Below are 10,924 nucleotides of genomic sequence, written 5' to 3'. Positions count from 1 at the left end.
GAATCCCCAAACAGAGCCAAGAGGTTTCCATGATCAACAATGGTCCTGACCCGTCGCAACTGGCGCTGGGTGGATTGCGCGTACTGGAGGTCGGCACCGGACCGGCGCTTGCGTACGCTGGCAAGTTGTTTGCCGATTTCGGTGCCGAGGTCATCAAGGCGGAAAGCCAGGCTGGCGACGCATGGCGGCAAATGCCGCCCATGGTCGGCGCCCCGGGCGCCGCGCAGCCGGAAAGCGCGCTTTTTGCCTGGTTGAATACCAACAAGCGCAGCGTCACCGCGGATGCCGGAAACGCCGAGGACACCGCGTGGCTGGCACAACTCGCGCGGACCTGCGATGTCGTGCTCGATGCCCGCGCCCTGAGCGAAGGTCCAGGCATCCTTGCCACGCCGGTCTGGGACGGGACGGCTGGCGAGCAGCGGGAGCACGCGCCGATCGAGGTGGCGCTCACCTGGTTCGGCGAGAGCGGGCCCTACAGTCAGTATGCCGGCGCCGAAGCCGTGTGCCGCGGGCTCGCCGGGGCCGTGCACGGCAGTGGCCCGATAGAAGGGCCGCCGCACATGCCACACGACGTGCATAGCGCAGTCGTTGTCGGGCTGGCCGCCTTCTCCGCCGCTGTCGCCGCCCTGATCGGAAGCGGGCAGGGCAGCCGCCGCTACGTGCTGAGCGCGCACGAGTGCATCTTCAGCGTGGTCGAGATGGAAGCGGGCATGGTGCAGGACAAGCGCCATCCGCTGCGGCGCCTTGGTGTCAACCGGTTTTGCGGCACGCATCCGGCCGGCATCTACCAGACCGCGCAGGGGTGGATTGGCATCTTCACGCACACGCTGCCACAGTGGAAGGCGCTGTGCGATGCCATCGGGCGCCCCGACCTGGCCAGCGACCCTCGCTTCGCCAATGGCCAGGAGCGGATGGCCCGGGCGGATGAGATCGACGAGTTGCTGACGACGGCATTCCTCACGAAGACAGCCCGGCAGTGGTTCAATATCCTCGGCGAAATGAAGCATCCAACGGTGATCGTGCCGACCATGGAGGCATTGCTCGGCCAGGAGGTGCATCGGCAGCGCAATGCGTTCGTCCCGGTCGATGCGGGCGGCGTCACGTTCGAAGGTCCCGTCGTGCCGCTGCGTCTCGATGCGGCGGGTCCGTTGCTGGGCGGGGCGGCTCCGGCAAAGGGGGCGCACGATGTCCACTATCGGACATCGGGCCTGGAGCACCGCCCCCGGCTGCAGCTCATGCGCACGACGCCGGAACGACAGCCGCTGCAAGGCATGCGCATCATTGATCTGACGATGGGGTGGGCGGGGCCGCTCGCGTCCCGGACACTGGCCGACTTTGGCGCGGAGATCATCAAGGTCGAAAGTACCGGCTACCCCGACTGGTGGCGCGGTGCCAATTTCACTGAAGAGTTCTATCGGGACCGGCTGTACGAGAAGAATTCCAACTTCAACCTGATGAACCGCAACAAGCTGGGCATCACCCTGGACCTGACGCGCCCGGAAGGAAAGGCGTTGCTGCTGCAGCTGGTGGAACGCGCGGACGCGGTCATCGAGAATTACTCCGCCGAGGTCCTGCCGAAGCTGGGGCTGGACTATGAGGCACTGCGGGCGAGGAATAGGCGGCTAGTCATGCTTTCGATGCCTGCATTCGGCCTCGGCAACGCGTGGAGCAATACGCGCGCTTACGGTGGCACGCTGGAGCAAGCCAGCGGCCTGCCTCTGTATACAGGGCACCCTGACGGGCCGCCGGCCATGACCTCGTACGCCTATGGCGATCCGATCGGCGGCCTGAACGCCGGGGCCGCGATCCTGCTGGCGCTGTTTGCGCAGCAAGCCACGGGTGAGGGGCGGCATATCAACCTGTCACAGGTCGAGGCCATGTTGCCGATGGCAGCGCCGTTCATCCTGGAGCAATCGACTTCCGGCGCCGTTGCTCCCCGTCAGGGTAATCGCCATCCAATGTGCATTCCGCATGGTTGCTTCCGTTGCGCAGGCGACGATGCGTGGATCGTCCTGACGGTGACTGACGCACGTTGGCCAGCCCTGTGCCGCGCAATCGGAAGGGCTGATCTCGCCGTCGATCCCCGGCTTGCGCAGGCATCGGGGCGGCGGACGGAGCAGGACAGGATTGACGAAGCGATCAAGTCCTGGTGCGTGGCCAGGGATCCTGAAAACGCAATGCGCCTGCTGCAACAGGCTGGGATCGCAGCCGGCGTCGTTCGTCCCATGTCGCAGGTGCTACAGGACAACCACCTGCATGCGCGCGGATTCTGGCGTGAAGTCGAACGCGCCCACATCGGCACGTATATGGCCAGCACCGCCTGGTTCCGGTCCGGAAAACAGCCCATGCCCATCCGGAACGTCGCGCCGACCTTGGGCGAACACACGGAAGCGGTGTTGACGCGCGTGCYTGGGCTAAGTCCACACCAGATCGCGGACCTGGAGCGACAAGGAATCACCGGTACGGTTGCGAAGCCGAAGCACGCGAAGGCAATGCCATAAGGCCAGCAAGTACTTCGAACACTATTACGACGAAACGGAGACGAAATGAACGAATACAAATGCATGCCGCGTTGCCATTCCAGTGCGAAAGCGGGAAAACTCAGCGTTGCGGCAGCCGCGCTGGCCGTCCTGGCGAGTGTGCTGTCCGGTCCGGCCGCAGCGCAGGCTGCCAGCTGGCCCAACAAGCCGATCAGGATGATCGTTCCATTCCCGGCGGGGTCATTCACCGACACCGTGGCGCGCATTGTTTCAGAGCGTCTCACCAGGTCTTTGGGGCAGCCCGTGGTCGTGGAGAACAAGGCGGGAGCGAACGGACTGATCGGTGTCGCCGAGGCTGCGAGGGCGGCGCCCGATGGGTATACCTTGCTGGTAACAAACTCCAGCAGCATTACCATCAACCCTCACATATACAAAAAGGGTAACTACAAGCCTAAAGATTTTTCTCCTGTCACCCTGGTCCTCGAAGCCCCGTTTATTCTGGTGACGAACCCGGAGTGGTCGCAGAAAAACTCAGTCGATTCGGTAAAAGAGCTGGTTCGATTCGCGACACAGAATCCCGGCAAGGTCAGCTATGGATCCGCAGGTCCAGGCAACATTGCGCACCTCAGTTTTGCCATGTTGAACAATAGGGCAAAGATCAAGACTACGCATATCCCGTATAAGTCAGCTGCGCAGGCAGAGATGGCTGTGATCAGCGGTGAACTGGATACCGCCTTTGATACCTGGGGCGCGCTGCCTCAGATCAAGGCGGGCAAGCTCAAGCCCATCGCCGTCAGTTCGTCGAAGCGAATGGCACAGTTGCCGGACGTGCCCACGCTGGAAGAGCTTGGCATCACGCCATTCAACGTGACTTTCTGGATCGGGATGCTTGCCCCGGCCGGCACGCCGCCGCAGATTGTCCAGAAACTCCATTCGGTCACAAATGGCGTCCTCGACGACGACAAGGCAAAAGCGGCGCTGGGCCAGCAAGGCGAGGTCGTCATGATCGATCCGGCGAATTTCGCGAAGCGCGTCGAGAAGGAAGACGTCAATTGGGGGGCTGTCATCCAGCGCGAAGGCATCTCGCTGGATTGAGTTGATCGTCAGATCAGGTCGGGGAACCGTGGCGAAGCCTTCCGCAGGATACGGCGCAACGGTTCCGCGGCTAAATTCACGTGGAGGGCTGCTTGCCGGAACCAAAGATATCGATGAACCCCCCTCTACGCGTGGCGGCGTGCCCCAGCGCCGCGCGCACGCGTGGCGATAGCAGGGCGGCGAGCTCATCGGCGTTCCGGTAGCCGTCCATCGTCGGCGAAACCGCCGAGCCGGACAAGCCGGCGGGGTGAAGGTAGATTTCCCCGACGCCGGGCGGCAGCGTCGCGAGGATGGATAGCATTGCCGCCTCGTCCATCCTGCCGCTTTGCTCCATGCCAACCACATAGTCGTTGTGGGCGATCCCGGCCGCATCGAGCCGCCACCGCAGCAGGCCCAGCCAGGGGCGCAGGAGCAGCGGGGCGTTGAGGTCGCTGGGCAGCCGCATGGCGCTCAAGCCGAACTCCCGGCCAATGCGCAGCACCAGCGTGAGCACGGTGGGGTGCAGGTGGAAATGCTTGTGGGTGTTGACGTGGTCAAGGGTCAGCCCGGTGGCGGCGAACGCTTCGAACTGTGCGCGGATCTCTGCGGCGAGCTGGCGCCGCACGCCGGGCAGGAAGAAGAAGCGGCATCCATCGCGCGCCATCGCCGAGCCAAAGCGCCCACCAGAGTCCACCAGGTCGGGAATGCGCTCTGGCGGCAGCGTGGCGAGGCCATCGGCCAACACGAGGTGCAGTCCCACGCGCAAGCCCGGCAGGGCGCGCGCGCGCCGCACCGCATCGGCCGCGGCGGGTGCGCCAACCATCAGGCTTGCCGCGTTGAGTACGCCGTCCTTGTGCGCCAGTTCGACGCCCGCATTGACACTGGGGTGCAGGCCGAAGTCATCGGCCGTGACGATCAGTGCCCGTTGCGACGCCTTGGTCTTCGCCTGTCGCCTGCTCATGCCTCGTGCGAGCGCAGGAAGCGGAAGAATTCCACACCTTCGCGCAGGCGTCGCTTCATCATCTCCCAGCTACCCAGCATCTCGCGCACGATCTCCCAGATCTTGCGCGGCCGGAAGTAGAAGCGCTTGTAGAAGACTTCGACGCCGTGATAAATATCCTCTTTCGACAGGTGTGGATAGCTGATCGCCGCCAGTTGCACGCCCTTGTCGTTGACCAGGTTGATCACCTTGTTCTCTTCCAGCCAACCGTTTTCCACTGCCTGCCGGTAGAGGGTGGTCCCGGGGTAGGGCGCGGCCAGCGAGACCTGGATCGTGTGCGGGTTGATCTCGGTGGCGTAGGCGATGGTCTTCTCGATGGTCTCCCGCGTCTCGCCCGGCAGGCCGAGGATAAACGTGCCGTGGATGATGATGCCGAGCTTGCGGCAGTCTTCGGTGAAGCGGCGCGCGATATCCGTGCGCAAGCCCTTCTTGATGTTCAGCAAGATCTGGTCGTCGCCGGATTCGTAGCCCACCAGCAGCAACCGCAGCCCGTTCTCCTTCATGATCTTCAGCGTGCTGTAGGGCACGTTTGCCTTGGCGTTGCAGGACCATGTCACGCCGAGCTTTCCCAGGCCCCGGGCGATCTCTTCCACGCGTGGCTTGAAGTCCGTGAAGGTGTCGTCGTCGAACATGATCGCCTTCACCTCGGGCATGTTCTCCTTGATCCACTTGACCTCGTCGATGACACTTTGAGGCGAGCGCGTGCGATAGCGGTGCCCGCCCACGGTCTGGGGCCAGAGGCAGAAGGTGCAGCGCGAGCGGCAGCCGCGCCCGGTGTAGATCGAGACGTAGGGATGCTTCAAGTAGCCGATGAAATAGTTCTCGATCGTCAGGTCGCGCTTGTAGACCGGGGCAACGAATGGCAGCGCGTCCATGTCCTCGATCATCGGCCGCGCGCCGTTGTGCTCCAGGGAGCCGTCCGGCAGCCGGTAGCTCAGGCCGGCGATGTCGCACAGCGGCTTGCCGGCGGCCACGTCCTGGCAGGTGTAGTCGAACTCTTCCCTGCACACGAAGTCGATTGCCGGGCTGGCGCCAAGCGTGCCGCCCGGATCGACGGCCGGCTTCGCGCCGACCATGCCGATAAGCACCCCTGGCCGCCGTGCCTTGAGCGCCTCCGCGAACCGGGCATCCATCGGAAAGGACGGCGTGCTGGTATGGATAATGACCAGTTCGTAGTCTGCGGCGATGTCCAGCGCGACCTCGGTGTGCATGCCCTCGGCGGGCGCATCCAGTACGCGGCTGCCGGGAACCAGCGCGGCGGACTGGGCGAGCCAGGTCGGGTACCAGAACGACTTGACCTCGCGCTTGGCCTGGTACCGTGAGCCCGCGCCGCCGTCAAAGCCATCGAAGGACGGAACCTGTAGAAACAGCGTTTTCATAGGGACCTTGGCGGGTGTCTGTCGGATCGGATCAGGGGCGATTGCGAGTCGGGCAGCCCATTCGCAGCGGGCTCGGCGCGCAGCGATCCCGATGGGACGCTCGTGGCGCCACGCCTGGGGGTGGGGGTATCGTGCAAGGGTAGCCACCGGTCGCGCCAGCATACCCGGGAGCCGGCCATGGCGGCACACCACACCGCGAGCAGTAAGGCGTCGCGCAATGGGGCGAGCAAAGCAGCCCCGGCTTCATGCGCGACTACGCTACGCGCCAGCGCGCCGACCAGCAGCGCCGTCAGCGTCACGGGTCGTGGAGACAGCCAGCAGCCCAGCAGGAGCATCGGCCACGTGAACGTCAGGAAGGTAAAAGCAAAGCCCACGGGATTCAGCGAACGGATAGTACGCATCCACCGCAGTTCGTGCGTCCACCATGCCCTCATGCTCGTTTCCGTCACATCGGTGCTGACCACAACGTCGGACAGGACCGTGCGCAGCCCGGACCGGCGCACCAGTTCGCCGAGCCAGAAGTCGTCGGCCAACCGGTTCGACAGCGCTGCGAATCCGCCGACGCGCTCGAGCGCATCGCGCCGCAGCGCGATGGTCGCGCCGAAGGAAAAGCGGCGGGAACCCCCGCGATGCGCGACGCGCACCGAGGGCGCGAACCAGTCGTCGATGAACCGCGCGCCGATGCGCGACCAGAAGCCAGCTACCGCGTTGCCATGGTACAGGCAGGTCACTACCCCGACGGCGGGGTTGGCCAGGGGTGCCGCCACGCGCGCGAGGTAGTCCGGGCCCACGGCAATGTCGCTGTCGGCGAGCACCAGCCAGTCGTGGTGCGCGCTCGGCCACAGGTTGATCAGGTTGCTGACCTTCAGGTTGGTGCCGTGGATACGAGAATCGACGACTACGTCAATGGCGCGGGCCGGATAGTCCGCTCGCAGCCGCTCGACGACGTCCAGTGCGGGGTCGTCCGGACGCTGCACACCGAACACGATCTGGTAGTCGGGATAGTCCTGCTGGCAAAGTGTCGCCAGGTTTTCAAAGAGCCTGGGCTCCGCCCCGCACAGCGGCTTGAGCACGCTGACCGGCTGCAAGTCAACGCCGTCCGGCGAAGCGTGGGAGGCAGGCGTGCCGTGACGGCTGATCCACGCCGCCGCCACGGCGTAGGCCGCACCAATCCATGCCACCACGGGACCCGCAAATGCGCACAGCGTCATTTGGCCACCTCCGCTCAGGTGCTCGAACCTCGGCCCAGATTGTATGGAAGAAGAATTAAGGAAAAATTAAGGCGGAATCTCCGGGATGCGGTTTTTATAAATAAGATTCGTTTGTATTAAATTTAAGTCAGGCAATGTATTAGATTGACAATCGTCAATTGTAAAATGCGCCCGGAAACCCGTTCTTTGCCAGTGGAGACAAGACCCGCTTCATCGATGCTAATGATCCATCCTGGCCAAATCAACTGTTATAAATACGAGGGTTGAGATAACCATTCTTATTTGCATTTTCAACTAGCCCTCGAGTTATCCGCGAGCCGGGGAGATCGCGGGAGTCGCAGGTGGCGAAAACAGCATGTGGATATGCCATTGCTCTCTTTGTCGGGCTGCATTTCCACCATGACAGCCGGGACTAATCAAACTGACCCGGAGGCGCCGGTCTCCAAGCGGAGAAGAGGATTGCCTGCGGTCAGGTTAGCGCGCTATGCCGAAATTTCGCAAAGGCACCAAGGGCTCTGAGAGACCGTTGCGATGATTATTGGCGGCGGGCGGCTGGCACCTGCAGAACGCGTGTCTGCCCTAAGCTCGGCTTTGCCCGGGAAGGATTTTTGCCGTAAAGCCTGGCAACGCTTGCGGGGTTTCACAAAAGTAAAAAAGATAGGGTCTGGCTGAGAACGCCTGTCGGGATGAACCGCAAGCGAGTTATTGCTTGGCTGCACAACTTAAAGAGATCGCTTCGAACGCCTTGGTCTCATCCATGAAACTTTCCGGGCAAGCGCTTGTTGCGCGCGGCGCTGTGAGTCCCAGCGCATCGTTGGAGGGTAGGGCGGGAGAGCGCGAATCGGGATTTCTCGTTCCGGCAGATCGCAGCCGAGTGTCTCGGGAGCAAGAACATGTACGTGCGGGAGAACAAGGTGTTGGTCGCCCACCTGGTCGCGCTTGGAGACTTGGGTGGAGGAGACGCCGACCGCCGGTTTCCGTGCCCACGGCGTGATCGAGGACGATTCCTTACGGACTGCTTGAGTTTCTGGGACAGTTGGCCTAGCATTTGCCCTGACTCACAGCAGTTTTACCCAGAGCCCGCCTTTTGCGGGCTTTCGCGTCTCCGGCCTACGAAAAGGAGTCGAGATGGCGAAAGGAAGGGCATACCGCCGCGCGCAAGTCGCACGGCTGAAGGTGTATCGGCGCAACTACCTCTGCGGCCTGCGCAACGAGCGGGAAATCGGCCGAGCCGTGTGGACGCCGACGCTGTGCAGTTGCTGGATGTGCGGCAACCCGCGCCGCCATATGGGCGAGCGGACGATCCAGGAGCGCCGGTTCATGCAGGAGCGTGTGGAGGAAGAATGACGCAAGCCCGCATGGTTCGCCCAACGGGCTCTTGGTTGTGGGGTGGCCCGACCAGTCGAGTCCGCAATCCTTCTCAGCCGCTCAAGTTAAAGAGCACAGATGCCCACATCTGTGCGGTATATTCGAACGATTAACATCACACTCAAGCACGAAGGCATGGACAAGAAATCGATTCGGGTATCGTATGTGGGGCTACCTGGCGACCTCAGTGTCCTCAAACTGAAGCGCTACCTGAGGGCAGCAATCGCCGATGTGGCTGCAGGTAGTGACAATGAAATCTTGCTGGTCAAGGTCCTGGTGCCGCAAGCGCTGGGCCTCAAAGCCGGGGAAAAGCTGTTCGACAAGATCCTGCAAGGCATTGTCGATAGCGATCCGAGGGTAAAAAGAGTGTCGGTCGAGTTCATTGATGGTGAAGTCACCCCCGAGAAGATCGCTGCGAGCGAGGCGCGAACGAAGAAGGAAATCGACGCCTATGGGCACTTGCTCGAAGAAGCGAACGATGACGACACTGCCTGACCAACGCTCGCATGGTGGCTGCTAGATTTCTTCCAGTGATCCTGAATTTTTTGTCTTCACCGTGAACCTTTCCAACCTGGAGCGCCAGCTCGTCTTTCTTCGAGAGATTGACCGGCTGAAGAGCGTCGTACGGATGTCGCCGCTGATCGATCGGTCGCGTCGAGAAAATAGTGCCGAACATTCCTGGCATCTCGCCATGTATGCGCTCGTACTGTCAGAGCATGCAGCAGCGCCTGTCGACGTGGTCCGCGTCGTGAAGATGCTCCTCCTCCACGATATCGTAGAGATCGATGCCGGCGATACGCCRTTCCATGATCCGTCGATGCATGCCGGTCAGGCGGAACGGGAACATCTGGCGGCGGAGCGGATTTTTTCTTTGCTGCCGGATGCGCAGGCCGCCGAGTTTCGCAATCTTTGGTCCGAGTTCGAAGCGGCGGAGAGCGACGATGCGAAATTCGCCAAAGCGTTGGATCGCTTCCAGCCGTTGCTCCATAACGTCGCAACGGACGGTGGTACCTGGGCCGCGCATCAGCTCAATGAAGAACAGGTCTTTGCACGTTACGGGCCGCCCATACAGCGTGGCGCGCCAGCCCTCTGGGAGGAGGCCGCCAGGCTCGTACAAGAACATTTCAGCAATCCACCTGCCGAGAAATCTGGTCCTTGAAGGGGGCTCGGCGATGATTGCGCCTGTTGCTGGTGGGCATGCTGGCGCCACGCACCCGTTGCAGAGAGTCCTGAGTTTAGAGAACGCAGAATAAGTTCTGACAGTTCACGCGGTGTGCGTGACCCTGGCGGGCTGTTCAATTTGGAAGCAAGCGCTGATGATCTTGGGCTTGCTTCGTCGCCGCCTGGATGAGCCAGACTCGCGCGGTCGCATAGGCGGGGGACCGCCTGCCGGCGGCAAGAAGCATCCTGACGGGAATTCGAGCGCGGCCCGCCAGGGCAGGGCGCTCAAGCAGGACCAGCAGCCTGGACAGCAGGCAAAAGAAAGCCCGCTTCGAGGCGGGCGCGAATCCCTTAGAAGAAAGGGAGGAGACGAATTAAGTATAAACCCTTATGCAAGCATTTGCAACCCAAGGGCATGCAACTCGGATACGGGCTGAGATGGCGGCCCCGCGGCTCTGCGATGAAAGGCGAGCCCGAGCTGGATCGTTTGCATGGTGCCTAAGGCTTCGCGAAGCTTCAGGCACGAACCGGAGGTGACTACTGCTCGATCACCGGCGCATGCACGGGCGCAATCGATTCGTGCGTGGTTGCCGTACGTTGCGCAGCCTTGTGCACCATCGTGTAGGCATAGTCGATACCCATGCCGTACGCGCCAGAATGTTCCTTGGCCAGGCCGGTTACGGCATCGTATGTGTCGCGGTTCTTCCAGTCGCGCTGCCATTCGAGCATGACCTGCTGCCAGGTCACSGGCACCACGCCGGCCTGGATCATGCGCTGCATGGCGTAGTCGTGSGCTTCCTTGGTCGTGCCGCCCGAGGCATCTGCCACCATGTAGATCTCGTAGTCGCCTTCGAGCATGGCGCTCAGTGCGAAGGTGGTGTTGCAGACTTCGGTCCAAAGCCCGGCCACGACGATCTTCTTGCGGCCGTTGGCGGCCAGTGCGTCGCGCACCTTCTGGTCGTCCCACGAGTTCATCGAGGTGCGCTCCAGCGTTTCCTTGCCGGGGAACACGTCAAGCAGCTCGGGGTAGGTATAGCCGGAGAACGAATCGCTTTCGACGGTGGTGATCGTGGTCGGCACGTCGAAGATCTTCGCTGCCTTTGCCAGGCCCACGACGTTGTTCTTCATGGTCTGGCGGTCCATCGACTGCACGCCAAAGGCCATCTGGGGCTGGTGGTCGATGACGATCAGCTGGCTGTTGCGCGGGGTCAGGACTTGCAGTTTGGCGTTCGACACGATGTTCTCCAATTA

At 62.3% G+C, this 10,924-nt stretch carries 9 protein-coding genes; 5 read left to right on the top strand and 4 right to left on the bottom strand.

What is annotated here, in order from left to right; translation table 11 throughout:
- The first annotated feature begins 29 nt into the window (after positions 1–29).
- Together AC1DK4_RS34840 and AC1DK4_RS34835 are read left to right on the top strand one after the other, a co-directional pair.
- Positions 30–2,501, top strand: a complete 2,472-nt coding sequence (locus tag AC1DK4_RS34840) for a CaiB/BaiF CoA-transferase family protein (protein WP_477132083.1) — start codon at positions 30–32, stop codon at positions 2,499–2,501.
- A 63-nt stretch (positions 2,502–2,564) separates the two neighbouring features.
- Positions 2,565–3,575 (top strand): Bug family tripartite tricarboxylate transporter substrate binding protein, encoded by a 1,011-nt coding sequence (locus AC1DK4_RS34835; protein WP_441623424.1) that lies wholly within the window; start codon positions 2,565–2,567, stop codon positions 3,573–3,575.
- A gap of 76 nt (positions 3,576–3,651) precedes the next feature.
- Here AC1DK4_RS34835 and hpnK read toward each other — a convergent pair whose 3' ends face one another.
- The 3 genes from hpnK to hpnI are packed head-to-tail and all read right to left on the bottom strand — an operon-like array spanning position 3,652 to position 7,144.
- Positions 3,652–4,515 carry a hopanoid biosynthesis-associated protein HpnK gene (gene hpnK / locus AC1DK4_RS34830; RefSeq protein WP_441623401.1) on the bottom strand — a complete coding sequence of 288 codons (864 nt, stop codon included), beginning with the start codon at positions 4,513–4,515 and terminating at the stop codon, positions 3,652–3,654.
- Complete coding sequence (gene hpnJ, locus AC1DK4_RS34825) at positions 4,512–5,933, bottom strand: hopanoid biosynthesis associated radical SAM protein HpnJ (protein WP_441623399.1); 1,422 nt, start codon at positions 5,931–5,933, stop codon at positions 4,512–4,514. Before hpnJ ends, hpnK begins: the two co-directional genes overlap by 4 nt.
- A complete protein-coding gene (hpnI, locus tag AC1DK4_RS34820) occupies positions 5,930–7,144 on the bottom strand; it encodes a bacteriohopanetetrol glucosamine biosynthesis glycosyltransferase HpnI (protein ID WP_441623397.1) in 1,215 nt (404 codons plus the stop codon). The genes hpnJ and hpnI overlap by 4 nt, the downstream gene beginning before the upstream one ends.
- Positions 7,145–8,272: 1,128 nt before the next feature.
- Here hpnI and AC1DK4_RS34815 point away from each other — a divergent pair.
- From AC1DK4_RS34815 to AC1DK4_RS34805, 3 genes are all read left to right on the top strand, one after another.
- Positions 8,273–8,491, top strand: a complete 219-nt coding sequence (locus tag AC1DK4_RS34815; protein WP_441623395.1) for a hypothetical protein — start codon at positions 8,273–8,275, stop codon at positions 8,489–8,491.
- A 156-nt stretch (positions 8,492–8,647) separates the two neighbouring features.
- Positions 8,648–9,007 carry a hypothetical protein gene (locus AC1DK4_RS34810; RefSeq protein ID WP_441623393.1) on the top strand — a complete coding sequence of 120 codons (360 nt, stop codon included), beginning with the start codon at positions 8,648–8,650 and terminating at the stop codon, positions 9,005–9,007.
- A 61-nt stretch (positions 9,008–9,068) separates the two neighbouring features.
- Positions 9,069–9,671 (top strand): HD domain-containing protein, encoded by a 603-nt coding sequence (locus AC1DK4_RS34805; RefSeq protein ID WP_441623391.1) that lies wholly within the window; start codon positions 9,069–9,071, stop codon positions 9,669–9,671.
- A gap of 539 nt (positions 9,672–10,210) precedes the next feature.
- Here AC1DK4_RS34805 and AC1DK4_RS34800 read toward each other — a convergent pair.
- Positions 10,211–10,909: a hydrolase gene (locus AC1DK4_RS34800; RefSeq protein WP_441643464.1), complete on the bottom strand. Its 699-nt coding sequence runs from the start codon at positions 10,907–10,909 to the stop codon at positions 10,211–10,213.
- Positions 10,910–10,924 lie beyond the last annotated feature (15 nt).

Source organism: Cupriavidus sp. 05N38 (genome assembly GCF_056397345.1).
The sequence above is the reverse complement of the archived record's forward strand: the minus strand, read 5'-3'. Positions and strand labels throughout refer to the sequence as shown.

Bases quoted from the DNA above. Each gene is read 5' to 3' on its own strand.
- AC1DK4_RS34835 (WP_441623424.1), top strand. From the start codon at position 2,565: ATGCCGCGTTGCCATTCCAGTGCGAAAGCGGGAAAACTCAGCGTTGCG.
- hpnK (WP_441623401.1), bottom strand. From the start codon at position 4,515: ATGAGCAGGCGACAGGCGAAGACCAAGGCGTCGCAACGGGCACTGATC.
- hpnJ (WP_441623399.1), bottom strand. From the start codon at position 5,933: ATGAAAACGCTGTTTCTACAGGTTCCGTCCTTCGATGGCTTTGACGGC.
- hpnI (WP_441623397.1), bottom strand. From the start codon at position 7,144: ATGACGCTGTGCGCATTTGCGGGTCCCGTGGTGGCATGGATTGGTGCG.
- AC1DK4_RS34815 (WP_441623395.1), top strand. From the start codon at position 8,273: ATGGCGAAAGGAAGGGCATACCGCCGCGCGCAAGTCGCACGGCTGAAG.
- AC1DK4_RS34810 (WP_441623393.1), top strand. From the start codon at position 8,648: ATGGACAAGAAATCGATTCGGGTATCGTATGTGGGGCTACCTGGCGAC.